Consider the following 25,604-nt stretch of genomic DNA (forward strand, 5'->3'; position numbering starts at 1 on the left):
GTCCATGACCACAGCCGACCACGAGATCTGGTTCCTGACCGGCAGCCAAGGGCTGTACGGCGAGGAGACCCTGCGTCAGGTCGCCGACCAGTCGGCGCAGGTCGTCCGGGAGCTCTGTGCCTCGCCGGAGCTGTCGGTCCCGGTGCTCTGGCAACCGATCCTGACCTCGTCCGACGCGATCCGCAGGACGATCCTCGCCGCGAACGCCGACGACCGGTGCATCGGGCTGATCGGGTGGATGCACACGTTCTCGCCGGCCAAGATGTGGATCCAGGGACTCGACGCGCTGCAGAAGCCGTTCCTGCACCTGCACACCCAGGCGCAGCGCGACATCCCGTGGTCGACGATCGACATGGACTTCATGAACCTCAACCAGGCCGCGCACGGCGACCGGGAGTTCGGCTTCATCCAGACCCGGCTGGGCGTGGCGCGCAAGACGGTCGCGGGACACGTCAGCAATCCCGATGTCGGCCGGCGGGTGGGCGCGTGGGCGAGGGCCGCGGCCGGCGCTGCCGAGCTCCGCACGCTGCGGGTGGCCCGCTTCGGCGACAACATGCGCGACGTGGCCGTCACCGAGGGCGACAAGGTCGAGGCGGAGCGCAAGCTCGGGGTCTCGGTCAACACGTACGGCGTCAACGACCTCGTGGCGGTCGTCGACGCGGTCGCGGACGAGCGGATCGCACCGCTCGTTGCCGAGTACGAGGAGCTCTACGACGTCGTGCCGCAGCTGCGGGCCGGCGGCGACCGCCACGAGAGCCTGCGGTACGCCGCGCGGCTCGAGGCCGGGCTGCGGGACTTTCTCGAGCACGGCGGCTTCGGCGCGTTCACCACGAACTTCGAAGATCTCGGCGGACTCCGTCAGCTGCCTGGTCTCGCGGTGCAGAGGCTCATGGCCGACGGCTACGGCTTCGGCGGCGAGGGCGACTGGAAGACCGCGGTGCTGGTCCGCGCGACCAAGGCGATGGCGCAGGGGCGGCCGGGAGGCACCTCGTTCATGGAGGACTACACGTACCACCTCGAGCCCGGCAACGAGAAGTCGCTCGGCGCCCACATGCTCGAGGTGTGCCCGACCATCACGTCAGCGCGGCCGACCGTCGAGGTGCACCCGCTCAGCATGGGCAACCGCGAGGAACCGGTCCGCCTGCGGTTCGTCGCCGACCCGGGTGAGGGCATCGTCGTCGGCCTGTCGGACCTGGGTGACCGGTTCAGGATCACGGCCAACGACGTGACCCTGGTCGAGCCGGACGAACCGCTGCCCCGGCTGCCGGTGGCCTGCGCGATGTGGCAGGCGCACCCCTCGCTGGCGACGGCCGCGGAGGCATGGATCATGGCCGGCGGCCCGCACCACACGGTGCTGACCACCGCCGTGGGCATCGAGGAGTTCGAGGACCTCGCCGAGATCGTCCGCACCGAGCTCGTGCACATCGACGCGAGCACGACTCCGCGCTCGTTCCTGCGCGAGCTGCGCTGGAACCAGGCCTACTACCGCCTGGCCGCCGGCTTCTGACGTCAGACGTTGCGCCGGTACTGGCCACCGACCTCGAAGAACGCCTCGGTGACCTGCTGCAGCGAGCACACGCGCGCCGCGTCCATCAGCACCGCGAACACGTTCTCGTGGTTGATGGCCGCGAGCCGCAGCCGCTCGAGCGCCTCGGCCGCCTCGGTGGTGTGGGCCTCGTGGAACGACCGGACGCGGGCGAGCTGTGACTCCTTCTCGGTCTCGGTCGCCCGGGCGAGCTCGACGGTGTGCTCCTCCTCGCCCTCGGACGCCGGACGCCGGAACGTGTTGACGCCGATGATCGGCAGCGAGCCGTCGTGCTTGCGGTGCTCGTAGAGCATCGACTCGTCCTGGATGCGGCCTCGCTGGTAGCCGGTCTCCATCGCGCCGAGCACGCCGCCGCGCTCGTTGATCGCGTCGAACTCCGCGAGCACTGCGTTCTCGACCAGCTCGGTGAGCTCGTCGATGATGTACGAGCCCTGGAGCGGGTTCTCGTTCATCGCCAGGCCCCACTCGCGGTTGATGATGAGCTGGATCGCGAGCGCCCGGCGCACCGACTCCTGCGACGGGGTCGTGACCGCCTCGTCGTACGCATTGGTGTGCAGGCTGTTGGCGTTGTCGTAGATCGCGATGAGCGCCTGCAGCGTCGTGCGGATGTCGTTGAAGTCCATCTCCTGCGCGTGCAGCGAGCGGCCCGACGTCTGCACGTGGTACTTCAGCTTCTGCGAGCGGTCGTTCGCGCCGTACTTCTCCTTCATGGCGATCGCCCAGATGCGGCGGGCGACGCGGCCGAGCACCGAGTACTCGGGATCCATGCCGTTGGAGAAGAAGAACGACAGGTTCGGCGCGAAGTCGTCGATGTCCATGCCCCGCGCGAGGTACGACTCGACGTACGTGAAGCCGTTCGCGAGGGTGAACGCGAGCTGGCTGATGGGGTTCGCCCCGGCCTCGGCGATGTGATAGCCCGAGATCGAGACCGAGTAGAAGTTCCGGACGCCCTCGTCGATGAAGTACTGCTGGATGTCGCCCATCATCCGCAGGCTGAACTCGGTGGAGAACAGGCACGTGTTCTGGCCCTGGTCCTCCTTGAGGATGTCGGCCTGCACGGTGCCGCGCACGTTCTGCAGCGCGTACGAGCGCAGCTCGGCCAGCTCGTCCTCGGAGGGCTCGCGGCCCTCCTTGTCGCGGAACTTCTCGATCTGCTGGTCGATGACCGTGTTGAGGAAGAACGCCAGCACGGTCGGCGCGGGTCCGTTGATCGTCATCGACACCGAGGTGGACGGCGACACCAGGTCGAAGCCGTCGTACAGCGCCTTCATGTCCTCGAGGGTCGCGACCGAGACGCCTGACGTGCCGACCTTGCCGTAGACGTCCGGGCGCGGGTCGGGATCGCGGCCGTAGAGCGTCACCGAGTCGAATGCGGTGGAGAGCCGGGTCGCGTCGCCGTCCTCGGACAGCAGCTTGAACCGGCGGTTGGTGCGGAACGGGTCGCCCTCACCGGCGAACATGCGGGCCGGGTCCTCGCCGTCGCGCTTGAACGGGAAGACGCCGGCTGTGTAAGGGAAGTAGCCCGGCAGGTTCTCGCGGCGCCAGAAGCGCACGAGCTCGCCGTGATTCTTCATCTTCGGCAGCGAGACGCGGGGGATCTTGTTGCCCGACAGCGACTCGCGGGTCAGCTGCGTGTGGATCTCCCTGTCGCGGACCTTCACGACCTGCTCGTCGCCGGAGTACGACTCCACGACGGTCGGCCAGGCCTCGATCTGGTCGGAGATCTCGTGCGGGACGGCCTTCTTGGCGGCGGTGAGCAGCTCCTCGACGCTGCTGGCGTCCAGCTGCGCGTCGGCGAGCTCGGCTGCGGTGATCTCCAGTCGCTGGGCCCGGTCGGCGGCGTCGGCGAGCCGCTCCGTCTCGGCGTGGAAGCCGCGGACCGTCTCGGTGATCTCGGACAGGTAGCGCACCCGGTCGGTCGGCACGACCTGCTGGATACCGCTGGAGAACTTCACGTCGACCGCGGGCAGGATGCCCTCGGCGACGGGCAGCCCGGCAGCGCCGAGCTCGTCGCGCAGGTGCTGGTAGAGGGCCGTGACGCCGTCGTCGTTGAACGTCGCGGCCGACGTGCCGAAGACCGGCATGTCCTCGGGCCTCTTGCCGAACGCCTCGCGGTTGCGGACCATCTGGCGTCCCACGTCGCGCAGGGCGTCCTTGGCCCCGCGGCGCTCGAACTTGTTGATTGCGACGGTGTTCGCGAAGTCGAGCATGTCGATCTTCTCGAGCTGCGACGCGGCACCGAACTCGGGCGTCATGACGTACAGGGAGGAGTCCACGAACGGCACGATCGCGGCGTCGCCCTGGCCGATGCCCGGGGTCTCGACGATCACGAGGTCGAAGCCTGCCGCCTTCACGACGTCGATGACGTCGTTGAGCGAGTCGGGCAGCTCGTGCGCGCCGCGGGTCGCGAGGGAGCGGAAGTAGGCGTGCTCGCCGTCGAGCGAGTTCATCCGGATGCGGTCGCCGAGCAGGGCGCCGCCGCCACGGCGGCGGGTCGGGTCGACCGCGATCACCGCGACGCGGAGCTTGTCCTGCTGGTCGACGCGGAAGCGGCGGACCAGCTCGTCGGTCAGCGATGACTTGCCCGATCCGCCGGTGCCGGTGATGCCGAGGACGGGGGAGGAGTGCGAGGCGGCAGCGGCCGAGATGCGCTCGCGCTGTGCCTCGTCGAGGGATCCGGCCTCGGCCAGCGTGATCGCACGGGCGATGGCGGGGCGCTCTCCGGCGAGCAGCGCGTCGAGATCGAGCCCACCGAGCTCGGTCAGGTCGAAGTCGCAGTCCTTGACGACCGAGTTGATCATGCCGACGAGACCGAGGCGCTGGCCGTCCTCGGGCGAGAAGATCGTGACGCCGGACTTCCGAAGCCGGGAGATCTCCTCGGGGACGATGACGCCGCCGCCGCCGCCGACGACATGGATGTGGCCCGCGCCCTGCTCGCGCAGCGACTCCACGAGGTACTCGAAGTACTCGACGTGCCCGCCCTGGTAGGACGAGACCGCGATGCCCTGCACGTCCTCCTCGATCGCGGCGTCCACGACCTCCTTGACCGAGCGGTTGTGACCGAGGTGGATGACCTCGGCGCCCTGCGACTGGAAGATGCGGCGCATGATGTTGATCGAGGCGTCGTGGCCGTCGAACAGCGCGGAGGCCGTGACGAACCGCACCGGATGGGTGGGGACGTGAAGGTCAGGCATGGCGATCTCCCAAAAGTTCTGTGGAAGTCCGATACTAGGACATCCAACTAACTCGGGCCAGCCCTGTGCTCACTCCACGCACCCGCCGGATCCGCTCACAGCCGCCAAGCCCTGGTCCGCGAAGATCGTCGCGCCCATCGTGACGTTGTCCTTGCGGAAGACCACCTCGCTGTCGCCCCGCCGGCGGACGTCCCACCCCTTGGCCTCGAAATCGGTGCGACGTCGTCGAGGACGCGCTGCAGTGCGCCGGGCCCGACACTCACGCGAACGTTGTAGATGAGGTCCTTGCCCGAGTCCGGCTGCCCGGGCACGCAGTCCGTGATCGTGTCCTGCTGCACCGCAGGATCTGTGCCGACCGCCGCCGCAAGCTCGTCGATGAACGCGCGGGCCTCCTGCGCCACGTTGTCGATGCTGCGTCCGTCCATGTCCTTCTCCTCCTCGTCGCCGCACGCCGTCATGGTGAGCAGGCACATCAGGACCACGGCCGACCAGCGCCTCATGGGATGTCCACGCGCTACCGGACGCAGCCGCCGGAGCCACTGACGATGGCAAAGCCCTTGTCGGGAAAGATCGTGGCGCCGATGGTGGAGGACCCGCGCTGGAACCTGACGCGGTTGCTCGAGATCTCCCGCTTGACGGTCCAGCCCTCGCCTTCAAGACGATCGGCGACCTCGGTCCCGAGCCGGTCCAGCGCGTCGTTGGTGACCTGGACCCGGACGCCTTAGCTGAGCATCTTGCCCGGCTCCCGGTCACCCGGGACGCAGTCGGTGAGGGTGTCGTCCTCGACCTCGGCGTCCGAGCCGACCATGGCCGCGAGGGAGTCGATGTCCGCGCGCGCCTTCGCGGCCACGCTCTCGGCCTTCTTGATGTCCACCATGTCGTCCTCCTTGTTGCTGCAGGCGGCCGGTGCCAGCAGGCCCATGGCTATGAGCGTCGCGATGATCCGTCTCATCCGATGTCGACCCGGTCGCCGGGTGTCTTCCATCCGATCTGCTCGGGGACCCAGCCCGGGGGAAGTCGGTCTTCCGGTCGATCAAGGCTCCCCGTTCGTCGATCAGCGTCTCCCGCTGGGAGCTGAGACCGGCCCGACGCAGTTCCGATGAGGCGATGACTGCTCCTGAGAGTCCCCCAACGATGTAGCCCACGCCCGCCCGCCCCCGCCTGCCGTTCGACCCCATCGAGCGGGGCCCCGTGCCTCACTTCACGCACCCGCCGGATCCGCCGACCGAGGCATAGCCCCTGTCGACGAAGATGCTGGCGCCCATCGTGGTGGCGCCCTTCTGGAACGCGACGGTCTCGCCCACCCCTGAGCCGGACGGGCGGGGCTTGACCGTCCATCCTTCGGCCGCGAGGTCGTCGGCGATCTCGCCCCTGAGCCGGACCACTGAGTCGCCGTCGACCGTGACGCGCACGGAGTACGACGGCATCTTGCCTGAGGAGTCGTCCCCGGGGACGCACGAGGTGAGGGTGTCCTGCTGCGTCTCGGGGTTGCTGCCGACCCGCGCGGCGAGGGCGTCGATGTGCTGGCGCGCTTCGGTGGCGGCCGTCTCGGCCTTTTTCTGATTCATGTCGTCCTCCTGGTTGCCGCACGCGCCGAGCGCCAAGAGGCAGGCGACGACGGTGATGACGGTAGGTCTCATGGGGTATCGACCTGTTCTCCAGGCGTTCTCCACCCGGACTGCTGCGGAATCGTGCCCGGCTCGGCGAAGACGGGAAGGTCCTCGTACTCGGGCTCACGACGGGTCGTCACCTCACCGCCATTAAGGACCTGGCGCATGTTCTCCCACGCGTCCGAGTGTTCCTGGAAGACGTTCGAGTGTGAGTCCTTAGTCGTCGTGGTGCGACCGGCACGCCGCAGTGCCGACGAGACGGCGGAGGCGTTCGGATCGGGGTCAAGGGCGGAAACCGCTGGCGGTGGTGCCGGGATGACGACGGTGGCCATCAACCCTCCGGGGTCAGGCCGCGGTCACTCCACCGCAACAGGTTGGCAAGGCGAGCGGTCTGCGCGTTGTCCCTCACCTGGTAGGTCGTGGCTGCGTCCGTCAGAGCGGTCGAGTGGCTGGATGCGTTCTCGACGCGACCGGAGAGATCAGTGATCCAGGCTTCGAAAAAAGCCTCGGCCGCTGGGCTGACCCGTGAGCCGAGGTCGGCGACCGAGGACGATCCGCCGTTGAGCGATCGTCGTGCGGTGCGGAGCTCCTCGGCCTGGTCATCCCACTCGGTCGCTGACGTCCGCAGCGTCTCGATCCACACCTCAAACCCCCCGGCCACGCGGTGAGGCTAGCCCAATTGCCCTTGGATGGCAGGCGATGACTGCTCCGGATGGTCCCCTACGATGTAGCCCATGCCCGCCGCGCCCCGCCTGCCGTTCGACCCCATCGAGCGGGCGTCCGAGCTGTGGGTCGAGCACATCGGTGAGTCCCGGTCGATGCGCCTGGCGACGTCGATCATGCGGGTGCAGCAGCTCATCAGCTCCGAGCTCGATGCCGCCCTCAAGCCGTTCGGCATCACGTTCGCGCGCTATGAGGTCCTGCAGCTCATCTCGTTCAGCGCGGCCGGGCGTCTGCCGCTCAGCAAGATCGGTGAGCGGCTCATGGTGCACCCGACCTCGGTGACCAATGCGATGGACCGCCTGGAGACGCAGGGCCTCGTGCGGCGCGTCGCGGACCAGACGGACCGGCGTCGTACATTTGCCGAGCTCACCGACCAGGGCAAGCACGTGCTGGGCCAGGCGACCGACGCGGTCATGGCGATCGACTTCGCCGTGGTCGGGCTGGATGACGAGCAGCAGGACCAGGCCTTCGAGCTGCTCAAGGCCGTACGCTCGGCGGCCGGCGACTTCTGACCCGTCGTCCCGCTGGGACGTGCGAAGGCCCTCGACCCCAGCGGGATCGAGGGCCTTCGGCAGGGCCTGCGGCGACTAGATGCGGCCGCTGGTCTTGGTGCGGAACTCGACGCGCGTCGAGGTCTTGGACACGTACAGGCGGTAGCGCTGCTTGGTGGACGTGCTGCGCTTGTAGGAGCCGTTGCCCTTGCTGTTGAGCTTGATCGTCTTCTTGGTCTTCCACTTGCTGCCGGACTTGTACTGCAGCTTGACCGAGCCCGCCGAGACGTACTTGCCGGCGCCGGGGTTGATGATGCTCAACCGCTGGACCTTGAAGGTGACCTTGTTGTTGTTGCGCTTGATGACCAGCGCGGTGTTGCTGCCGTTCAGCGTCTTGACGTTGCGACGGATGTAGAACCGGTTGCTCTTCTTGGAGTCGACCGAGGTGGTGCCGTCGGCGTACGTGAACGTCGTCGGGCCGAGGACGACCGATCCGGCGCCCCAGCCGCGGGGGAGGTCGACGCCACCGCCGGTGACCTTGCTGCCCGACTTCTTGTAGCGACCCTCGTAGAGCTTGACCTTGCCCTTGCGGACGCCGTTGATGCGGACCTCCGTGGTGGCGGACTTGTAGCTGCCCGCCCCGGAGAACGTGACGTCGCCCCAGACGCCGGACTTCGCGGACTGGGTGATCACGCCGGACTTGAGGCGGAACTGGGAGAGGGCCTTGGCCGGCTCTGCCTGGCGCGCAGCGGTCGACGAGCTGGTGGTCGTCGAGTCGGCGGCGGACGCCGAGCCGACGCCGATGGTCAGCGCGAGTGCGGAGGCCGTGAGGGCGGCGCCTGCCCGGGCGGTGATGGATGAACGCATGGTGAAGCTCCCCTGGATTGCAGATGGGTCTTGAGAGACCGAGCCATCCTTCCACACGGATCCAAGTGCGGCAGGGGTTCGGGAGGTCGTCTCGGCGCCGGGATCGCGGCCTGCGGACGACGAAGACCCCCGACCCGGACGGGTCGAGGGCCTCCGTGCGTGGGCTGGATCAGCCCCGGATCGAACCGGTCTGGCCGCCGATGACGTTGGCCGTCGTCGGGACGTACAGGCGGTAGGTGCGCGTCCGGGCGCGGGTCGTCCAGGAGCCGCTGCCCTTCTTGTTGAGCTTGATCTTCTTGACCGTCTTCCACTTGCCGTTGCTCTTCTTGTACTGCAGGCGGATCGAGCCGAGCGAGGTGTACTTGCCCGAGGAGGGCTTGAACACCTTGAACGTGCTGGCCCGGAACTTGATCTTGGTGCCGGGGCTGTAGGCCGTGACCTTGAAGGGCTTGTTGGCCGTCGTCCGGGTGGCGCGACGCAGGTAGAACTTGTTGCTGTCGGTGCCGCTGGTGGACTTGGTGCCATTGGTGTAGGTCACCGTGGTGCTGCGGATCCAGGCCTTGCCGGAGCCCCAGCCGCTCTTGGTGTTGAAGTAGGCGTAGCCGTCATTGGTGCCGCGCAGGAGGACCTTGTGGTCCTTCTTGCCGACCCGGAGCGTGAACTCGGTCTTGGCGGCGGCGCCTCCGGGGTCGCCGTCCAAGGCGGACAGGAACACGCTGTTGTCGCCCTTGCGGTAGAGCACGCCCGAGCGGACGCCGATCTTGTTGATCGTCACGCCAGCGGCAGCCTTGTTGCCCGCGGCGGACTTCGCGCCCGTGCCGGGCAGGAAGCCGTCGGCGCTCACGGACGCCGTGGGCGCCGACGCGGGGGCGTATCCGGTGCTCGCGCTGTCGTCGGCGGCGTTGGCCGGACCCGAGCTGAGGGTGATGACCAGGGCGGAAGCCGTCAGTGCGGCGCCCGTCTTGGCAAGGGTGTTCAGACGCATGTGTGTCTCCCCGGAAGTGATGGTGAAAGGTCGACTCATCTTCGCACGCGACTTGGACGGACGTACGGGATATCTGGAGGCGAGTTGCGGCCGCCCGGCCGGTCTCAGTCGACCAGCATCGCGGCGTTCAGCGTCGACTCCGGCACACCGAAGCCCTCGATGAGCGTCAGGGTGTGCGGCCGCAGCTTCTCCAGCAGCTCGTTGGCGAGGTGGGTCACGGTCTTGGCCCGGGTGTCGGACAGTCGGTTGTGACCCATGAACCACGCGAGATCCTCCTCGATCGCGGTCAGGGCGTACAGCGAGCAGACGTCGCGGAGCAGCTCCTGGGCGTCAGGATCCTCGCAGCGGGCGATGCCCGCGGTGAACGCCTCGAGCACGATGCGCTCGATGTGGACGCGGCCTGCGCGGATGACGTGGTCCTGAGCTGCGTTGAACACCTCGAACGCCTCGACCGGGTCCTTGCCCGCGCGGCGCAGGCGCCGGGCGGCCGTCTCCAGGACGTGCTGCTCGCGGTCCTCGAAGAGATTGAGCTGGGTGCCACGGTCGAGCAGGTCGTGGTCGTCGTCGCTGCTGCCGGGTCGGGCGTCGATGAGCCGCTGGATGAGCTGGGAGGCCGCGGTGCGCTCCTTGACGACATCGGCGACGGTGCCGGCCGCGAAGCGGACCAGGCCGACGGGGTCGAGACCGCCGACCTCCTGTGCGTACGACGTCAGCAGCTCCTTGGCCACGAGCTGGAACAGCACGTGGTTGTCACCCTCGAACGTCGTGAAGACGTCGGTGTCGCCCTTGAGCGTCGTGAGCCGGTTCTCGGCGAGGTAGCCCGCTCCGCCGCAGGCCTCCCGGGCCTCCTGGATGGCCTTCGTCGCGTGCCAGGTCTGGGCGGCCTTCAAGCCTGCGGCCCGGCCCTCCAGCTCGCGCTGCTGGTGCGGCGGTGGCGGATCCTCCGAGCTCTGGATGCGGTCCATCCGAGCGACGAGCTGGTTCTGCGCGAAGCGCATCGCATAGGACTTGGCGATCAGTGGGAGCAGGCGTCGCTGGTGCATGCGGTAGTCCATCAGGAGGACCTCGTGCTCCGCGTCCGGACCGAACTGGCGGCGCTTGAGCGCGTACCGGCCCGCGATGCTGAGCGCGACCTCGGTCGCGGCGCTGGCCGACCCGCCGACGCTGATACGACCGCGGATCAGCGTGCCCAGCATCGTGAAGAACCGGGCGTTGGAGCTCTCGATGGGCGAGGAGTACGTGCCGCCCTCGTCGACCTGGCCGTACTTGTTGAGCAAGTTCTCGCGCGGGATGCGCACGTGGTCGAACTCGATGCGCCCGTTGTCGACCGCTCCGAGGCCACCCTTGTGCTTGTCGTCCGAGGTGGTGATGCCGGGCAGGTCGTTGCCCTCATCGTCACGCAGCTGGACGACGAAGCAGTGCACGCCGTAGCCCTCGCCCTTGGTGATGAGCTGGGCGAACACCGCGGCGTACTGGGCATGTGCCGCCGCGCCGCCGATGTAGTCCTTGCGGGAGGACGGCGTGGGGGAGTGGATGACGAACTCCTGCGTCGCCGGGTCGTACGTCGCGGTGGTCTCGAGGCTCTGGACGTCGCTGCCGTGACCGGTCTCGGTCATCGCGAAGCAGCCGAGGATGTCGAGGTTGATCAGGCCGGGGATGTACGCCTGGTGGTGCCGCTCGGTGCCGAGGTTCTCGATCGCCCCGCCGAACAGGCCCCACTGCACGCCGGCCTTGACCATCAGCGACAGGTCGAACTGCGCCAGCATCTCGATGCCGGTGACCGCCATGCCGGGATCGCCCGTGCCCCCGCTGGACACGCGGAAGCCCGCAGCCGGGATGCCCGTGGGCACCAGCTTCTTCATCTGCTCCAGGACCCGCGCCCGGGCCTCGTCGAGGGTCAGGTCGTGGTCGTACGCCAGGTCCATCTCGGCCAGCTCCTTGCGGGACTGCTCCCGCACGTGGCGCCACTTGCCGTCGAGGGCGATACGAAGGTTGTCGCTGAGCGTCATGCGGCAACCGTACTAGCGGGGTCGTTCGCCGGCAGCAGGTCATCGGCAGCAGCGGGGACGCGCGACACACGTCTCACCATTCGAACAGATGTTCGACTATGTCGCTCGATCGGAGTAAGGTGGTGGTCATCGAGGGGGAACATCGCAACAGCCCTCGAGCCGACTGGGACTGACTGTGACTGGCCCGCGGCGCCTGATGCTGGAGGGCGCCGTCTCGACACGGGCGAAAGCGTGCGACGACCGCTTCTCCAAGGACGTCCCATGTCTGCGCAGCTCGTCGATCAGCTCCCTCACCCGCTTCAGGGTGGGGTCGCAGCGATCGAGGACGCGCTGGACCGGATGCGGGTCGAGGCGTGGACGGGGCTCGAGCCGGGTGTGGTGCGAGAGCTGGCCGAGCGGCTGCTCCGGATCGAGGCACGAGTGCGCGCCCAGCAGCTGGCCGCGACCCGGGCTCTGGAGGCGTCGGGCCTGGCCAAGCAGGTCGGCGCGACGTCCACCGGGGCGATGCTGGCCCGATCGTTCGGTGGTGACCGGCGCGCGGGTGAGGCGATGGTTCACCAAGCCAAGGCGCTGGAGGGAGCACCCGCGACCGAGCAGGCCCTGGCCGGTGGGCGGATCGGCGCGAAGCAGGCCGAGGTCATCGCCGGCGCCATCAAGGAGCTGCCCGACGACACCACCGCCGAGCAGAAGCAGGCCTGCGAGGACACGCTGATCGGCGACGCCGCCCGCTACTCGCTGCCGGACCTGCGCTCGCGCTCCAAGCGGATCACCGACCAGTTCAGGCCCGAGGCAGAGGTCGACGCGGCCGAGAACGACTCGCTGGAGGCTCAGGAAAAGCGGGCCTGGTCGAAGTCGCAGTTCTGGGCCCGTCCCAACGGCGACGGCACCACCACCGGCGGATTCACCCTGCCCGACGCCCAGGCCGACATGCTCACCACCGCGATCAAGGCTGTCTCTGCGCCCAGGCGCGACCACCTGCGCGACCACCCGGGAGCCCAGCCAGACGGTGGACCGGACGGCGGGTCGACGGCGTCGATCTACGACCGCGACCTCGACCACCGCACCCGCCTCGGCATGGGGTTCGCCGAGGTCTGCTCCCGGCTGCCCGGACACTTGCTGCCCGGCCGCTCGGGGCTCGGCGCCACCTTGATGGTCCGCCTCGACCTCGACACCCTCGTGCGCGGCGTCAAGGCGGCCACCCTGTCGACCGGCACCCGTATCTCCGCCTCGCAGGCGCGGCTCATGGCCTGCCACCTGGGTCTCGTCCCGCAGGTCTTCGGCGGGCGTTCCCTGCCGTTGGACCACGGCCACGAGCAACGGCTGTTCACGCGGGCGCAGAAGCAGGCCCTCGCCGCTCGCGACCACGGGTGCGTCTTCCCCGGTTGCGATCGACCACCCGAGGACTGCGAAGGGCACCACTGGCGCCAACCCTGGGCCACCGGCGCCACCACGACCCTCGACGACGGCGTCCTGCTCTGCGCCCATCATCACCGCCTCGTCCACCAGGACGGCTGGCTCATCCGCGACACCGCCGACGGGCACATCGAGCTGCGCCACCCCGCCGCCGGCACGTGGCAGCGCAACCACCGCTGGCGACCGTGAGACGCCCGTCAGCGGGAGAGCTCTGTCCGGTGCCGGATAGGTCGAGGGGTCGGCGAGTGTTAAATTTCCTCCTGCCGTTCGGCACAACTCCATGCACCCATGGCCAGGGGAAGCCGGTCCAAGTCCGGCGCTGACCCGCAACCGTAGGCCACGTCCAGTGGCAAGCCGGAGCACCTGCCGTGGGGACGACCGATCCACGCTGTCGAGGAACACACGCGGACGGGCTCACGCCCTGTCCGTAGCAGCGGGAGGGAACCCTTGTGAAAAGCACCATCCTGCGCGGCATCGCGACGCTGGCCCTCGTCCCCGTCCTGGTCGCCTGCTCGTCCGACGAGACATCCGCGCCACCCGATGCCGGGCCCAACGAGCACCAGACGGCAGCGGTGTCCTGGCTCGCCGCACAACCGGCCGATGACGGACTCTTCACGAGCCACTTCGCCGACGTGGAGACCGGCGAGGCGTCTGCCTTCGTCGACTACGGCCTCAACCTCGACCTCTACTCGGCGCTCGAGGAGCTCGGTGACGACGCTGCCGCGGAGAAGGTCTATCAGTCCACGATCGAGCACGCCGATGACTACACCGACCCGCCGGGCGGCACCCGGTACGCCGGAGCGCTCGCCAAGCTGGCCGCACACGTCCAGGCGCACGGAGACGATCCCCACGCCCTGGGGTCGCGTGACCTCATCGACGAGCTCGAGGCTCTCGTGGTTCCGAAGGGTGCCGAGGCAGGTCGGGTCAAGGACATGCCCGACGGGAAGATGCAGTCGACCAGCGTCCTCAACCAGGGCTGGGCGGTCCGCGCGTTGACGACGGCCGGGAGCGGCGACGCCGACGCTGCGGTCGACTTCCTGCTCAAGCAGCAGTGCGATGACGGCTCATTCCGTGCAGACATGGCGGCCGAGCCGTGCACGAGTGGGCCGGGGAGCGTCGACGGGACGGCGTTCGCGATCCAGTCGCTGAAGGTCGCGGCCGAACAGGGCAGCGCGGGTCTCGAGGACGAGATCGACGAGGCCGCCGACTGGCTCGTCCGCACCCAGGCCGACGACGGATCGTTGTCCGACGAGGGCGGTCCGAACACCAACAGCACGGGGCAGGGTGCGGCGGCACTCCAGGTGAGCGGTCACCAGGGCCCTGCGGCCCGCGCAGCGTCGTGGGTGGCGGGTCGGCAGGTCGAGGGCGGGCCGGAGAAGGGCGCCATCGCACTCAGCGATGCGGATCTCGCCCTCGCCACCGGCAAGCGCATCGCCCAGGCCGATCGCGACCGCTACGTGCGTGCGAGCGTCCAGGCCGTCCTGGGGCTCGCCGCGCTGCCGTCGGACCCCGATGACGCATCGGGGTCACGGTGACCCGGTGATCTCGCGTCCCGGCCGCGCGATCGTCGCAGTCCTCCTCGGGGTGCCGGCAGCAGTCGCCGTCCAGCCCGGCTGGGCCGCGACCGCCGCGACCGGCGCGTGCACCGCGGGCTCGGGGGTGACGGTGGTCGTCGGATCCACCGTGTCGTGCGATCCGGACGGTGGAGCGACGGCGGCGGACAGCTTCAGGGACGTGGGCCACGTGCTCACACCCGTCCAGCGCCAGCCCGGCTTCGTGTGCCAGGTCGACGGCGTGCCGGCCGGTGCGGGGTGTGTCAGCACTCCGCCTGGCGACGCCTACTGGGGCCTGTTCTGGTCCGACGGGGCGAGCGGCGAGTGGTCGTACGCGAGCCAGGGCGTCGGCTCCCTCAAGGTGCCTGACGGCGGATGGGTCGCGTTCGAGCTGCAGGACTCCGATCGAAGGACCCCTCCCCACGTCGCGCCGACCAACGCGACGGGGCAAGGGGCCGGGTCGGCTCCCGCCGAGACGGGTCCAGCTGCCGCCGAGGACGAGGACGGATCCGCCTCGCTCGGCTGGGTCGCAGGTGGGCTCGGGCTGCTGCTGGTCGGCGCGATGGGGCTGGTGCTCCGGCGCCGCCGGGTCACGTGACAACCAGGATGAGAGCGGGCCCGGAGCGCCGATAGGTGCTGGCGCTGGCGGGTGTTAGATTCCTCCTGCCACTTGGCACAACTCAATACGCCCGCATGTCAGGGGAAGCCGGTCCAAGTCCGGCGCTGACCCGCAACCGTAGGCCACCTCGTGTGGCGAGCCGGAGCACCTGCTTGAGGGCATGACCGATCCACGCTGTCGAGGAACACACGTGACGGGCCTTCGAGTCCTTCCGTGTTGCAGCCGGAAGGAAATCATGAAGATCACGACCCTGCGCCGTCTTGCGGCGGCCGCCATCGCCCCGACGCTCGCCGTCGGAACAGTCGTGGCGGCTCCGTCCGCCCAGGCTGCGCCCAACTCGTACGCCTACTCCGCCGCACGCTGGCTCGCCGACCAGCTCACCGACGGAGTCGTCCACAACGCCCAGTGGGACTTCGACGACTACGGCCTGACCCTCGACGTCGCCCTCGCCCTGGAGGCTCTCGACACCCGGCCCGGCACGACGGCGACGATCCTCGACGCGTTCGCGCAGGACCCGACTCGATACACGCAGTACGAGGACAGCAAGTACGCGGGGGCGACCGGCAAGCTGGCCGTCACGGTCCAGCTCGCGGGCCGCGATGCCACTGCGTTCGGAGGGCACAACCTCATTGCCGAGGCCGAGCAGCGCGTCGTGACGACCGGCGCGTCGGCCGGGCGGGCCAAGGACTTGGGCGACGACTACTCCAACACGATCACACAGGCATGGGTGGTTCGTGCGCTGTCGACTGCGGACAGTGACCTGGCGGACGACACCGTGGGCTACCTGCTCAAGCAGCAGTGCGACGACGGCTCGTTCCGTACGGACATGAAGGACGAGGCGTGCGCGACTGGGGCGGGCACGATCGACGCGACAGCCCTGGCGCTGCAGGCGCTCGACGAGGCGCAGGATGCCGGAGAGCCCGGCCTCCAGGACGACATCGATGAGGGTGTCGACTGGCTGCTCGACCAGCAGCGTCCGGACGGGTCGTTCCTGAACGACGGCGCGGCCAACACCAACAGCACGGGACTTGCGGCAGCGACGCTCAAGACCTTGGGCGAGCCGGGCGCTGCGGGCAGCGCTGCGTCCTGGATCGTCTCGCGCCAGGTGACCGACGCGGTCGGCGAGGACACCCTCCTCGCGAATGAGCTCGGTGCGATCGCATTCGACGACGCCGCCCTCGCGGCCGGGAAGACGGCCGGCATCACCGTGGAGTCGCGGGACCAGTGGATCCGCGCCACCGCTCAGGCCGCGGTGGGGGTCGACGCCCAGCTCGCAGCGACCAAGCTGACGGTCTCCGCGCCGACCGGATTCGTCAGCGGGGGCAAGAAGATCGCGGTGACGGTCAAGGGTCTCGCTGCGGGCGAGAAGGTCACGGTCACGATTCCCGGCGCACGGGTGACCGGCACGGCCGGCGACGCCGGTTCGGCCACGGTGCAGGTCCCGACGCCCACGAGCACGGGCAAGCGGACGATCGCCGTGACCGGCGCCCGGGCGTCGCGGTCGGGCGCGGGCACCGTCCAGGTCCTCGGTGCCAAGAAGCTGCCGGTGTCGGTGAGGTCCGCCTCCGTGAAGAAGGGCAAGGGCCAGAGGGTCACGGTCTCGGGTCTCGCAGCCGCCGAGCCGGTCACGATCCGGTACCGCGGCAAGGACGTCAAGAAGGGCAAGGCCTCCTCCAAGGGCACCTTCAGCCACACGTTCACGGTGGGCTCGTCCGCGGGCAAGAAGGCGATCAAGGTCACGGGCGCCTTCTCGAACCGCACAGGGTCCAGGACCTTCAAGGTCACGAGATGAGGCGCGGTCTCGCCACGCTGCTCGTCGCCGTGCTGACGGGAGCCACCGGCGGGCTGGTCGTCGCGACCGGCCCCGCCGCGGCGGCAGCCTGCCCGCAGGGTGCCGGGGTGACCGTCGTCGTCGGTTCCAGCGTCTCGTGCGATGCGAACGGCGGAGGCACTGCCGCGAGCAACTTCGGCGATGCGGGGCACGCGTTGACGTATGTCCAGCGCCAGCCGGGAGCAGTGTGCAAGGTCGACGGTGCGCCGTCGGACGCGGGCTGCGTGAACATGCCGCCCGCCACTGCGTACTGGGGTCTGTTCTGGTCCGACGGCACGTCGGGCAGCTGGACCTACGCCAGCCAGGGGGTCGGCTCGCTGTCCGTCCCGGCCGGGGGATGGGTCGCCTTCGTGTTCCAGAACGGCGACGGCAAGACGTACCCCGGTGTGAAGCCGCTGGGGCGCGCGCCGTCCACGCCGGCGAAGCCGCCGGTGTCCGGTGGTGGCAGCACCGGATCGCCCGGCGGATCGACGTCGGGATCGGGCAGCGGCGGGTCGAGCTCCAAGCCTTCGGCCACCCCGGGTGCCGGCGCGCCGGCGGCATCTCCGTCCGCGTCGACCACGGCAGCTCCGAAGCCCACCAAGAAGCCGGCTTCGAAGCCCACCGAGAAGCCCAGCGAGAAGTCGTCCGCCACGCCCACGGCTGCTCCGTCAGCGCAGGCCGACGTGGTCAGCGACGAGCCCGCGGCCAGGACGGCGTCCGAGGCCGAAGAGGGTTCGGGCTCGCTCGGCTGGGTCGCCGGCATCCTCGCGGTGGCGCTGCTCGGCGGCACGGGGCTCGTGCTCTGGCGGCGCAAGGTGGCGGGCGGGCTGTCATAAAGGCGACGATGATCGAGCGGTCGACCGTGCTGCCGCGTGACCTGCACCCGGGGGCCTGGTGGCTCTGGTCCCTGGGGCTGGCGGCTGCCGTGTCGCAGATGGCCAATCCGGTGCTGATCCTGCTGATCGTGCTGGTCGTCTGCCTCGTCGTGGTGGCGCGTCGCACGGAGGCCCCGTGGGCGATGTCGTTTCGGATCTACCTCTACCTCGGTCTCGCGATCGTCGTGATCCGCGTGCTGTTCCGGATCCTGGTCGGGGGAAGCGGGGGCGGGCCGGTGCTGTTCCGGCTGCCGGAGATCCCGCTCCCGGACGCCGCCGCGGGGATCACCCTGCTCGGCGCGGTCACGCGGGACTCCCTGCTGGGGGGCCTGTACGACGGCATGCGACTGGCCGCGATCGTCATCTGCGTGGGAGCGGCCAACGCCCTCGCGAACCCCAAGCGGCTGCTGAAGTCGTTGCCCCCTGCGCTCTACGAGGTCGGCACCGCGGTCGTGGTCGCGCTGTCGGTGTTCCCGCAGCTGGCCGAGAGCGTGCAGCGCGTACGCCGTGCACGTCGGCTGCGCGGTGACCCGGGCAAGGGGGTGTCGTCACTGCGGCGCATCATCGTGCCGGTGCTGGAGGACGCGTTGGAGCGGTCGATGACGCTGGCTGCGGGCATGGACGCGCGGGGCTATGGCCGGTCGGGCCAGGCGACCAGCCGGGAACGGGCCTGGACGGGCGCGCTGATGCTGGCCGGTCTGATCGGTCTGTGCGTCGGCACGTACGGATTCCTCGATGCGACGGCACCCCGGCTGCTGTCGTGGCCGATGCTGTTGGCGGGGATCGCCTTGGCCACGCTCGGATTCGTCGCGGCGGGGCGGCGCGTCGAGCGGACCCGCTACCGGCCGGACCGGTGGCGAGCAGGAGAGCTCGTCGCGGTCGCGTCAGGGCTGCTGCCCGCCGTGCTGGTGAGCGTCCTGGCCGATCGGGAGCCAACGGTCATCCTGTCGTCGGTCTCCGAGCTGCCCGCGCTGTCGGCCGGCGCCCTGCTCGCTGTCATGATCGGCGTCGTGCCGGCCTTCCTGACGCCCCCTCCGGTGCTCGACCCGATGGCGGAGGTGCGGCGATGATCGAGCTGCGCGGACTCTCGTTCCGCCACGACGGGGCGGCTGCGGCGACCCTGCGCGACGTCGACCTGACCCTCCCCGAGGGCGAGCTGGTGCTCGTCGCCGGACGGACCGGCTCGGGCAAGTCGACGCTGCTCGGGACGTTCAACGGCCTCGTGCCGCACTTCACGGGCGGGGAGCTGGCCGGCGACGTGCTGGTCGACGGGAGGTCGATCCGCGGCCGCGCACCGCGAGAGCTCGCGGACGTCATCGGCTACGTCGGTCAGGACCCGCTCGCGGGCTTCGTGAGCGACATCGTCGAGGACGAGCTCGCGTACGGCATGGAGCAGCTCGGGCTGGACCCGCAGACGATGCGTCGCCGGGTCGAGGAGACGCTCGACCTGCTGGGCATCGCCGCGCTGCGATCGCGGCCGCTGCGGACGCTCTCGGGCGGTCAGCAGCAGCGCGTCGCGATCGGCGCCGTCCTGACGATGCACCCGCGGGTGCTGGTGCTGGACGAGCCCACGTCGGCGCTCGACCCGACGGCAGCGGAGGACGTCCTGGCGACTCTCGCGCGCCTGGTCGACGACCTCGGGCTCACGGTCGTGGTCGCGGAGCACCGGATGGAGCGGGTCATCCCGTTCGCGGACCGGCTCGTCCTGGTCGAGGACGGCCTCGTCCGGGACGGCCCGCCCGCCGAGATGCTCGTCGACTCCGTCGTCGCGCCTCCGGTCGTCGAGCTGGGCCGGCTGGCCCGCTGGTCGCCGCTGCCGCTGTCGGTGCGTGAGGCTCGCCGGATGCGTGGCTCGCTCGGCGAGCTGACGCCGCCGCGGACCCCGTCGGACGAGTCGGCGCCGCCGCTGCTGACGGCCACCGGGATCTCGGTCACGTACGGCTCGTTGGTCGCGGTCCGCGACGTCGACCTCGAGGTGCCGGCAGGTGAGGTCGTGGCGCTGATGGGACGCAACGGATCGGGCAAGTCGAGCCTGCTCTGGGCGGTGCAGGGCACCGGCAAGCGGCGCTCCGGCTCGGTCTCGGTGCACGGGCAGGACCCCGGCGAGCTGTCCAGCAGCCAGGCGCGCGCGCTCGTCGGCCTGGTGCCCCAGACTGCGACCGATCTGCTCTACCTCGAGTCCGTCGACCAGGAGTGTGCGGCTGCCGACAGCCAGGCAGAGGCGGCGTCCGGGACCTGCCGGGGGATCCTCGACCGGCTGGCCCCCGGCATCCGCGGCGACGTCCACCCCCGCGATCTCTCCGAGGGGCAGCGGCTCTCGCTGGTCCTGGCGATCGTGCTGACCGCGAGCCCCGCCGTCGTGGCCCTCGACGAGCCGACGCGGGGCCTGGACTACCTCGCGAAGGCCGCGCTCGCCGAGATCCTCGCTTCCATCACCTCTGAGGGTCGAGCCGTGCTGGTGGCGAGCCACGACATCGAGTTCATCGCCCATGTCGCCGACAGGTGCGTCGTCATGGCCGAGGGCGAGGTCGTGTCCACCGGGCGTACGACCAAGGTGCTGGCCGAGTCGCCCGCGTTCGCCCCGCAGGTGTCCAAGATCCTCGGCCCGGACTGGCTGACCGTCGAGCAGGTCGCGGAGGCGCTGGCATGAGGGCCGGCGCTGCGATCCGCGTGCGTCCCCGGTCGGTCGCGGTCATCACGGTCGCGTCCGTCGCCGGCCTCATGATGTTCGTGTGGCCGCTGCTGCTGCAGCCCGACCCGGACGCGACCCGCGTCGACCCGCCGTTCTTCTTCCTCCTGCTGCTGCCCCTGATCGTGGGCGTCGTGGTCGCGGAACTGACCGAGGGCGGGATGGACTCGAAGGCGTTGGCGATGCTCGGGGTGCTCACCGCGATCAATGCGGCGATGCGGGCGCTCGGGGCCGGGACGGCGGGCATCGAGCTGGTCTTCTTCCTGCTGATCCTTGCCGGGCGCGTGTTCGGTGCCGGTTTCGGATTCGTGCTCGGCTGCACGTCGCTGTTCGCCTCGGCGCTGCTCACCTCGGGGGTGGGGCCGTGGATGCCGTTCCAGATGCTCGCCTCGGCGTGGATCGGGATGGGAGCGGGGCTGTTGCCGCGCAGATTCACCGGTCGTGCGGAGATCGCCGTGCTGATCGTCTACGGGATCGTGGTCTCCTACCTCTTCGGGCTGCTCATGAACATGTCGTCATGGCCGTTCCTGCTCGGCGTCGAGGTGCCCGGCCACGAGGGCGGTCTCTCGTTCGTACCCGGCGCGCCCCTGCTGGACAACCTGCACCGCTTCGGGATCTACACGCTCCTGACCTCGACCGCGGGCTGGGACACGGGGCGGGCGATCACCAACACGATTGCTCTCGTGGTGCTCGGACCTGCCGTCCTTGCAACGCTTCGGCGGGCATCGCGACGCGCCCGCTACGTCGATTCGGTGGCCGATTCCCACATCGGGACGAAAACACGCTAGGGTAGACATCAGTTGCACGACGTTGGGCTGTACGAACGAATGATGTTCCATGTTAGTGGTCTTGATTTCTTCTCGGTTGGATGTGTGTCGCGACGGCTGTTCGCGAAAGGCGCGGACGGCAATTCGCAAGAAGGAGCAAGACAATGGCTACAGGAACTGTGAAGTGGTTCAACGCTGACAAGGGCTTCGGCTTCATCGCCCCCGACGACGGCAGCGAGGACGTGTTCGCGCACTTCTCGGCCATCGCGACGAGCGGCTACCGCTCGCTCGACGAGAACCAGAAGGTCGAGTTCGACGTGGAGCAGGGCCAGAAGGGCCTGCAGGCGACGAACATCCGTCCCCTCTGATCCCACTGATCTGAACTAGATCACCGCAAGACCCCCGGAGCCTGGCTCCGGGGGTCTTTGCATTCCCCGGCACTCCTAGGATGAGGCCCATGCCCGGACCCGTCACCGTCTCGATCGCGCGACACGTGGATCCGTCGCAGGAGGACCAGATGCACGCCTGGCTCCGGGCGGGCACCGAGCTGGCCGAACGCTTCGACGGCTTCCTTGGGTCGGGGTGGGTGCGCCCGGGGGTGGACTCGACGCAGTGGCACATGCTCTACCGGTTCGACTCGCCGGAGTCCCTCGAGGCGTGGGAGAGCTCGGCGCAACGCCGGTGGTGGCTCGACTCGGGCCAGGGCTTCGTCGCCGAGGCGTCGCGGGAGCACCGCACCGGGATCGAGGGCTGGTTCGACGAGCCGACCAGCGTCGACGCGGCCGACCTGCGGACTGCGGCCCAGCCGCCGCCGCGCTGGAAGCAGATGGTGGCAATCTTCCTGGTGTTCTTCCCCCTGAGCCTGGTCGCCAACGAGTTGGGTCGCGTCTACCTCAGCGACTGGTGGCTCGCCGCCCGGGTGCTGCTGACGGTGTGCGTCATGACGCCCCTGATGACGTACGTGCTGCTGCCGTGGGTGACCGGTCTGCTCGCCCCGTGGCTGCATCGCGGCCGGGCGTGACGTCGCGCGTCCGCTCGGCGGTGGCTGATCGGGCCGGCGGCGGTTAGGCTCGCTTCGACCCCTAGCGAGGTGACATGAAGGTTCTGGTCACGGGCGGAGTGCGCTCAGGAAAGTCCTTCCACGCCGAGTCGTTGCTGATCGCCTCGACCCACGTCACGTACGTCGCGCCCGGCCCGCCGCCGGACGAAGCCGTCGATCCTGACTGGGCTGCGCGCGTGGAGAGCCACCGGGCCCGGCGCCCCGAGCACTGGGCGACGGTCGAGACGCAAGATCTCGCCGCGGCGGTGCGCGACGCCGAGGGCGACGTGCTGATCGACTGTCTCGGCACGTGGCTGACCGCGCTGCTCGACGAGCTCGACGGCTGGGACCAGCTGCGCGACGAGTGGGAGCCCGTGCTGCTCGACCGGGTCGACGAGACCGCCCGGGCGATCGCGGAGCACGAGGGCACGGTCGTCGTGGTGACCAACGAGGTCGGCATGGGCGTGGTCCCCGAGCAGCGGTCGGGCCGGCTCTTCCGCGACCTCCTCGGCGTCGTCAACCAAGGCATCGCCGAGGAGTGCGACGACGTCCTCCTCGTCATCTCCGGCCGCGTCCTCCGCCTCTGACCCGGTTGCCGGTTTCCCACGGTCCCGTGGGAATTGATCACTTCCCTCGCGTCGTGACGCTAGGGAAGTGACGAAACCCCACGGTCCCGTGGGAAACCGGCAGCGGGCAACCGGCAGCGGGGAACGGGCGGGGCGGGGTCAGGTGAAGAGGTGGGTGAAGGGGGCGGGGTCGACGGCGGCGAGGGTCGGGGGGTCCCAGCGGGGCGAGCGGTCCTTGTCGATGACCTGGGCGCGGATGCCCTCGGCCATGTCGGGGACGCTCAGGAGATACGTGGAGACCGCGAGGTCCTGGTCGAGCGCGGTGCGCAGATCCGGGAGTGTCGCGGCGCGGCGCAGGGCCGCCAGGGTCAGCACGACCGCGGTGGGCGAGCGGGCCTCGATGTCGTCGGCCGCGGCACGGGCGGCGTCGACGTCGGAGCTGCGGAGCCGCGCGACGATCGTGAGCACGTCGTCCCCCGCGTACGCCTCGTCGATCCAGGGCCGCTGGGCAGCGAGCGAGGACGCCGGCGGCCGGATCGCGAGCCCGTCGAGGACCGCCTCGGGATCCTGGGTCTCCAGCGCGAGCTCGAGCTCGGCCAGCCGGTCGCTGGGCATCAGGACGTCGGCCAGGCCGAGGGCGATCGCATCCGCTCCGTCCGCGTTCGCGGCGGTCAGCGCGAGGTGCGTGCCCAGGTCGCCGGGCGCGCGGGCGAGAAGCCACGGCCCGCCCACGTCGGGGACGAAGCCGATGCGGGTCTCGGGCATGCCGACCGACGACCGCTCCGTCACGATCCGATGCCGGGCGTGCGCCGAGATGCCCACGCCGCCGCCGAGCACGAGGCCGTCCATGAGGGCCACGACCGGCTTCGGGTACGTCGCGATCGTGTGGTCGAGGACGTACTCGTCGCGCCAGAAGTCGACGGACTCCTTGGTCCCCTCGCGCGCCGAGCGGTACATGCCCTGGAGGTCGCCGCCCGCGCACAACCCACGGTCGCCGCGCCCCGTCACCAGGATCGTGGCGATGTCGTCGTCGGTGGCCCAGTCGTCGAGGGCACGCTGCATGAGATGGACCATCTCGGGGACCAGCGCGTTGATCGCCCGGGGCCGGTTGAGCACCAGCACGCCGAGGCGGCCGCGGCGCTCGACGACGACCAGGGGCTCCGACCCGGACATCAGGTGAGATCCGAGAGCAGCGCGACCTCGGACAGCAGGAGGGCCGCGGAGCGTACGATCGGCACGGCCGCGACGGCCCCGCTGCCCTCGCCGAGCCGCATCCCGAGGTCGAGGACGGGCACGAGCCCGAGCTTGTCCAGCGCGAACGACTGCGCGGGCTCGGTCGAGCGGTGGCCCGCGGCGAACCAGGAGGCGGCGCCGGGTGCGAGCCGCTCGGCCATGATCGCGGCGGCGACCGAGATGACGCCGTCGAGCAGGACAGGTACGCCCGCGCGGGCTGCGGCAGCCATGAACCCCGCGGCGGCCGCCAAGTCGGCGCTGCCGAGCGCGGTCAAGGTCTCGAGCGGGTCGGCGACCCGGTCACCGGCGCGGTCCAGCGCCTGCTGGACGACCTGGGTCTTGTGGACCAGGCCGGCCTCGTCGATCCCGGTGCCACGGCCCGTGACCTCGTGCGCGGGGAGGCCCAGCGACGCGGCGATGAGGGCGGACGCGGGGGTCGTGTTGCCGATGCCCATGTCGCCACCGATGAGCAGCTGCGCACCGGCGGCGATCTCCTCGGCCGCGACGGTCTCGCCGGCAGCGATCGCGCGGAGGGTCTCGTCCTCGGTCAGCGCGTCCTCGAGGTGGATCGCACCGCTGCCACGGCGGATCTTGAAGGCGGTCACCTCGTCGGGGACGCCGTCGAGGTCGTCCTCGACGCCAAGGTCGAGCACGCGCACGCTCACCCCGTGCTGCGCCGCGAGGACCGACACCCCCGCCTTGCCGAGCAGGAACGTGCGGACCATCGCGGGCGTGATCGCCTTGGGGAACGCGGAGACGCCGTGGTCGGCGACGCCGTGGTCGCCGGCGAAGATGACCGCACGGACTCGGTCGACGGGGGCCGGGGGCACCTGGCCCTGGACGGTCGCGATCCACACCGCGAGATCGCCGAGCAGGCCCAGCGCGCCCGGGGGCGTCGCGAGAGCGGCGAGACGGGCCGTGGCCTGCGCGCGCACGTCTGCGGACGGCGGGGTGACCGGCTCGTGAAGGAGCGGGTCGGCGGCCAGGCCGTCGACTGCGGGCGGGGTGGACGGACGTCTCAGCGGGGGCACGGGATGACACGATACGACCCCATGATCGCGCCGAGCCCTCAGGCCGCGCGGTCCGCCGCGACCAGCGACGCGAGCTCGGACCACCAGGAGAGCCGGTCCGGTCGTCCACCGTGGTCCTTGCGCTGGTTGGCACCACTGCTGCTCGGCAGCACGAACACCCGTGCGTCCGCGATGGTCCAGCGCTGGCGTCCGAGCGCCGGCCGGGGCTCGCCGAGCGTACGCGCGACGGCATCGGCGCCGACCCGTCCGTTGAACGCGATCCAGGCCGGACGCGCCTCACGCAGCGTCGCCATGAAGGTGTCGACGTCGAACGGGTCCGGAGGGGCGAGATCGCGGACGAGGTCCACGAGCCCGATCCCGAGCGCCGGGAGGCGTGACTCGTCCGCAGGGGTGAACAGCTCGGGTGTCAGCCCGCTGTCGTGCAGCAGCCGCCAGAACGCGTTGCCGCGCTGGGCGTAGTGGTGACCGCGGTCGAATGCGCACGGGCCGACGGCCGTGCCGCAGATCGCGAGGTCGATGCCCGGCGTCCAGATGTCGTCCAGCACGTCCATGGCCGGTCCTTACCCCGGAGGGCGGCGCTG

25 protein-coding genes and 2 riboswitches are annotated in these 25,604 nt (G+C 70.1%); of the genes, 13 read left to right on the forward strand and 12 right to left on the reverse strand.

The window, feature by feature from the left end; genetic code table 11:
• Positions 1–4 precede the first annotated feature (4 nt).
• Entirely contained in the window at positions 5–1,507 is a 1,503-nt protein-coding gene (gene araA, locus GEV27_RS02025; RefSeq protein ID WP_153933343.1) for an L-arabinose isomerase, read from the forward strand.
• Between the two features lie 2 nt (positions 1,508–1,509).
• Here the strand turns inward: araA and icmF are convergent, their stop codons facing one another.
• The 6 genes from icmF to GEV27_RS02055 all read right to left on the reverse strand — a co-directional run bounded on the left by icmF (position 1,510) and on the right by GEV27_RS02055 (position 7,011).
• On the reverse strand, positions 1,510–4,740 hold the full coding sequence (gene icmF / locus GEV27_RS02030) for a fused isobutyryl-CoA mutase/GTPase IcmF (protein WP_153933344.1): 3,231 nt from the start codon (positions 4,738–4,740) through the stop codon (positions 1,510–1,512).
• A gap of 95 nt (positions 4,741–4,835) precedes the next feature.
• Positions 4,836–5,240 (reverse strand): hypothetical protein, encoded by a 405-nt coding sequence (locus GEV27_RS02035; RefSeq protein WP_153933345.1) that lies wholly within the window; start codon positions 5,238–5,240, stop codon positions 4,836–4,838.
• A 221-nt stretch (positions 5,241–5,461) separates the two neighbouring features.
• The gene (locus GEV27_RS02040; protein ID WP_153933346.1) at positions 5,462–5,662 is read right to left on the reverse strand and encodes a hypothetical protein; all 201 of its coding nucleotides are present in this window, start codon (positions 5,660–5,662) and stop codon (positions 5,462–5,464) included.
• Positions 5,663–5,936: 274 nt separating this feature from the next.
• Complete coding sequence (locus tag GEV27_RS02045; protein WP_153933347.1) at positions 5,937–6,380, reverse strand: hypothetical protein; 444 nt, start codon at positions 6,378–6,380, stop codon at positions 5,937–5,939.
• Entirely contained in the window at positions 6,377–6,682 is a 306-nt protein-coding gene (locus GEV27_RS02050) for a hypothetical protein (RefSeq protein WP_153933348.1), read from the reverse strand. Before GEV27_RS02050 ends, GEV27_RS02045 begins: the two co-directional genes overlap by 4 nt.
• Positions 6,682–7,011 carry a type VII secretion target gene (locus GEV27_RS02055; protein ID WP_153933349.1) on the reverse strand — a complete coding sequence of 110 codons (330 nt, stop codon included), beginning with the start codon at positions 7,009–7,011 and terminating at the stop codon, positions 6,682–6,684. The genes GEV27_RS02050 and GEV27_RS02055 overlap by 1 nt, the downstream gene beginning before the upstream one ends.
• 73 nt (positions 7,012–7,084) lie before the next feature.
• Here GEV27_RS02055 and GEV27_RS02060 point away from each other — a divergent pair, with 73 nt between their 5' ends.
• Positions 7,085–7,585, forward strand: coding sequence for a MarR family winged helix-turn-helix transcriptional regulator (locus tag GEV27_RS02060; protein ID WP_153933350.1), 501 nt, complete (start codon positions 7,085–7,087; stop codon positions 7,583–7,585).
• Positions 7,586–7,660: 75 nt separating this feature from the next.
• Here the strand turns inward: GEV27_RS02060 and GEV27_RS02065 are convergent, their stop codons facing one another.
• The 3 genes from GEV27_RS02065 to GEV27_RS02075 all read right to left on the reverse strand — a co-directional run bounded on the left by GEV27_RS02065 (position 7,661) and on the right by GEV27_RS02075 (position 11,425).
• Complete coding sequence (locus GEV27_RS02065) at positions 7,661–8,431, reverse strand: hypothetical protein (protein WP_153933351.1); 771 nt, start codon at positions 8,429–8,431, stop codon at positions 7,661–7,663.
• 169 nt (positions 8,432–8,600) lie between these two features.
• Positions 8,601–9,416 (reverse strand): hypothetical protein, encoded by an 816-nt coding sequence (locus GEV27_RS02070; protein ID WP_153654619.1) that lies wholly within the window; start codon positions 9,414–9,416, stop codon positions 8,601–8,603.
• A 104-nt stretch (positions 9,417–9,520) separates the two neighbouring features.
• Positions 9,521–11,425: an acyl-CoA dehydrogenase gene (locus GEV27_RS02075; protein WP_153933352.1), complete on the reverse strand. Its 1,905-nt coding sequence runs from the start codon at positions 11,423–11,425 to the stop codon at positions 9,521–9,523.
• Positions 11,426–11,686: 261 nt separating this feature from the next.
• On the opposite strand from GEV27_RS02075, the gene GEV27_RS02080 reads away from it, so the two are divergent.
• The 11 genes from GEV27_RS02080 to cobU all read left to right on the forward strand — a co-directional run bounded on the left by GEV27_RS02080 (position 11,687) and on the right by cobU (position 22,780).
• On the forward strand, positions 11,687–13,027 hold the full coding sequence (locus tag GEV27_RS02080) for an HNH endonuclease signature motif containing protein (RefSeq protein WP_153933353.1): 1,341 nt from the start codon (positions 11,687–11,689) through the stop codon (positions 13,025–13,027).
• Positions 13,028–13,089: 62 nt separating this feature from the next.
• A riboswitch (cobalamin riboswitch) is annotated at positions 13,090–13,224 on the forward strand.
• Positions 13,225–13,287: 63 nt separating this feature from the next.
• The gene (locus tag GEV27_RS18195; RefSeq protein ID WP_153933354.1) at positions 13,288–14,373 is read left to right on the forward strand and encodes a prenyltransferase/squalene oxidase repeat-containing protein; all 1,086 of its coding nucleotides are present in this window, start codon (positions 13,288–13,290) and stop codon (positions 14,371–14,373) included.
• Positions 14,374–14,377: 4 nt separating this feature from the next.
• The gene (locus GEV27_RS02090) at positions 14,378–14,989 is read left to right on the forward strand and encodes a hypothetical protein (RefSeq protein WP_153933355.1); all 612 of its coding nucleotides are present in this window, start codon (positions 14,378–14,380) and stop codon (positions 14,987–14,989) included.
• Between the two features lie 56 nt (positions 14,990–15,045).
• Positions 15,046–15,181: riboswitch (cobalamin riboswitch) on the forward strand.
• 64 nt (positions 15,182–15,245) lie between these two features.
• Entirely contained in the window at positions 15,246–16,802 is a 1,557-nt protein-coding gene (locus tag GEV27_RS02095) for a prenyltransferase/squalene oxidase repeat-containing protein (RefSeq protein WP_194944106.1), read from the forward strand.
• Positions 16,799–17,659: a hypothetical protein gene (locus tag GEV27_RS02100; RefSeq protein WP_153933357.1), complete on the forward strand. Its 861-nt coding sequence runs from the start codon at positions 16,799–16,801 to the stop codon at positions 17,657–17,659. The genes GEV27_RS02095 and GEV27_RS02100 overlap by 4 nt, the downstream gene beginning before the upstream one ends.
• Before the next feature lie 8 nt (positions 17,660–17,667).
• Positions 17,668–18,768 (forward strand): CbiQ family ECF transporter T component, encoded by a 1,101-nt coding sequence (locus tag GEV27_RS02105; RefSeq protein ID WP_153933358.1) that lies wholly within the window; start codon positions 17,668–17,670, stop codon positions 18,766–18,768.
• A complete protein-coding gene (locus tag GEV27_RS02110) occupies positions 18,765–20,348 on the forward strand; it encodes an ABC transporter ATP-binding protein (RefSeq protein ID WP_153933359.1) in 1,584 nt (527 codons plus the stop codon). The genes GEV27_RS02105 and GEV27_RS02110 overlap by 4 nt, the downstream gene beginning before the upstream one ends.
• Positions 20,345–21,175: an ECF transporter S component gene (locus tag GEV27_RS02115; RefSeq protein WP_153654610.1), complete on the forward strand. Its 831-nt coding sequence runs from the start codon at positions 20,345–20,347 to the stop codon at positions 21,173–21,175. Before GEV27_RS02110 ends, GEV27_RS02115 begins: the two co-directional genes overlap by 4 nt.
• 143 nt (positions 21,176–21,318) lie before the next feature.
• On the forward strand, positions 21,319–21,522 hold the full coding sequence (locus tag GEV27_RS02120; RefSeq protein WP_056208020.1) for a cold-shock protein: 204 nt from the start codon (positions 21,319–21,321) through the stop codon (positions 21,520–21,522).
• 89 nt (positions 21,523–21,611) lie between these two features.
• Positions 21,612–22,175, forward strand: coding sequence for an antibiotic biosynthesis monooxygenase (locus GEV27_RS02125; protein ID WP_153654609.1), 564 nt, complete (start codon positions 21,612–21,614; stop codon positions 22,173–22,175).
• 74 nt (positions 22,176–22,249) lie between these two features.
• A complete protein-coding gene (gene cobU / locus GEV27_RS02130) occupies positions 22,250–22,780 on the forward strand; it encodes a bifunctional adenosylcobinamide kinase/adenosylcobinamide-phosphate guanylyltransferase (RefSeq protein WP_153654608.1) in 531 nt (176 codons plus the stop codon).
• Between the two features lie 138 nt (positions 22,781–22,918).
• Here cobU and GEV27_RS02135 read toward each other — a convergent pair whose 3' ends face one another.
• From GEV27_RS02135 to GEV27_RS02145, 3 genes are read right to left on the reverse strand one after another with little or no spacing between them, the layout of a single operon-like run.
• Entirely contained in the window at positions 22,919–23,932 is a 1,014-nt protein-coding gene (locus GEV27_RS02135) for an enoyl-CoA hydratase/isomerase family protein (RefSeq protein WP_153933360.1), read from the reverse strand.
• Positions 23,932–25,023 (reverse strand): nicotinate-nucleotide--dimethylbenzimidazole phosphoribosyltransferase, encoded by a 1,092-nt coding sequence (gene cobT, locus GEV27_RS02140; RefSeq protein ID WP_309221981.1) that lies wholly within the window; start codon positions 25,021–25,023, stop codon positions 23,932–23,934. The genes GEV27_RS02135 and cobT overlap by 1 nt, the downstream gene beginning before the upstream one ends.
• A gap of 38 nt (positions 25,024–25,061) precedes the next feature.
• Positions 25,062–25,574: a mismatch-specific DNA-glycosylase gene (locus tag GEV27_RS02145; RefSeq protein ID WP_153933361.1), complete on the reverse strand. Its 513-nt coding sequence runs from the start codon at positions 25,572–25,574 to the stop codon at positions 25,062–25,064.
• Positions 25,575–25,604 lie beyond the last annotated feature (30 nt).

The organism is Aeromicrobium sp. S22, assembly GCF_009661045.1.
GTDB classification, from domain to species: domain Bacteria; phylum Actinomycetota; class Actinomycetes; order Propionibacteriales; family Nocardioidaceae; genus Aeromicrobium; species Aeromicrobium yanjiei.

Excerpts from the sequence above, each read along its gene's own strand:
- araA (WP_153933343.1), top strand. The coding sequence starts at position 5 with ATGACCACAGCCGACCACGAGATCTGGTTCCTGACCGGCAGCCAAGGG.
- GEV27_RS02110 (WP_153933359.1), top strand. The coding sequence starts at position 18,765 with ATGATCGAGCTGCGCGGACTCTCGTTCCGCCACGACGGGGCGGCTGCG.
- GEV27_RS02100 (WP_153933357.1), top strand. The coding sequence starts at position 16,799 with ATGAGGCGCGGTCTCGCCACGCTGCTCGTCGCCGTGCTGACGGGAGCC.
- GEV27_RS02070 (WP_153654619.1), bottom strand. The coding sequence starts at position 9,416 with ATGCGTCTGAACACCCTTGCCAAGACGGGCGCCGCACTGACGGCTTCC.
- icmF (WP_153933344.1), bottom strand. The coding sequence starts at position 4,740 with ATGCCTGACCTTCACGTCCCCACCCATCCGGTGCGGTTCGTCACGGCC.
- GEV27_RS02080 (WP_153933353.1), top strand. The coding sequence starts at position 11,687 with ATGTCTGCGCAGCTCGTCGATCAGCTCCCTCACCCGCTTCAGGGTGGG.
- GEV27_RS02075 (WP_153933352.1), bottom strand. The coding sequence starts at position 11,425 with ATGACGCTCAGCGACAACCTTCGTATCGCCCTCGACGGCAAGTGGCGC.
- GEV27_RS02135 (WP_153933360.1), bottom strand. The coding sequence starts at position 23,932 with ATGTCCGGGTCGGAGCCCCTGGTCGTCGTCGAGCGCCGCGGCCGCCTC.
- cobU (WP_153654608.1), top strand. The coding sequence starts at position 22,250 with ATGAAGGTTCTGGTCACGGGCGGAGTGCGCTCAGGAAAGTCCTTCCAC.
- GEV27_RS02095 (WP_194944106.1), top strand. The coding sequence starts at position 15,246 with ATGAAGATCACGACCCTGCGCCGTCTTGCGGCGGCCGCCATCGCCCCG.
- GEV27_RS02050 (WP_153933348.1), bottom strand. The coding sequence starts at position 6,682 with ATGGCCACCGTCGTCATCCCGGCACCACCGCCAGCGGTTTCCGCCCTT.
- GEV27_RS02115 (WP_153654610.1), top strand. The coding sequence starts at position 20,345 with ATGAGGGCCGGCGCTGCGATCCGCGTGCGTCCCCGGTCGGTCGCGGTC.
- GEV27_RS02040 (WP_153933346.1), bottom strand. The coding sequence starts at position 5,662 with ATGGGCCTGCTGGCACCGGCCGCCTGCAGCAACAAGGAGGACGACATG.
- GEV27_RS02120 (WP_056208020.1), top strand. The coding sequence starts at position 21,319 with ATGGCTACAGGAACTGTGAAGTGGTTCAACGCTGACAAGGGCTTCGGC.
- GEV27_RS02105 (WP_153933358.1), top strand. The coding sequence starts at position 17,668 with ATGATCGAGCGGTCGACCGTGCTGCCGCGTGACCTGCACCCGGGGGCC.
- GEV27_RS02145 (WP_153933361.1), bottom strand. The coding sequence starts at position 25,574 with ATGGACGTGCTGGACGACATCTGGACGCCGGGCATCGACCTCGCGATC.
- GEV27_RS02065 (WP_153933351.1), bottom strand. The coding sequence starts at position 8,431 with ATGCGTTCATCCATCACCGCCCGGGCAGGCGCCGCCCTCACGGCCTCC.
- GEV27_RS02045 (WP_153933347.1), bottom strand. The coding sequence starts at position 6,380 with ATGAGACCTACCGTCATCACCGTCGTCGCCTGCCTCTTGGCGCTCGGC.
- GEV27_RS02060 (WP_153933350.1), top strand. The coding sequence starts at position 7,085 with ATGCCCGCCGCGCCCCGCCTGCCGTTCGACCCCATCGAGCGGGCGTCC.
- GEV27_RS02125 (WP_153654609.1), top strand. The coding sequence starts at position 21,612 with ATGCCCGGACCCGTCACCGTCTCGATCGCGCGACACGTGGATCCGTCG.
- GEV27_RS02035 (WP_153933345.1), bottom strand. The coding sequence starts at position 5,240 with ATGAGGCGCTGGTCGGCCGTGGTCCTGATGTGCCTGCTCACCATGACG.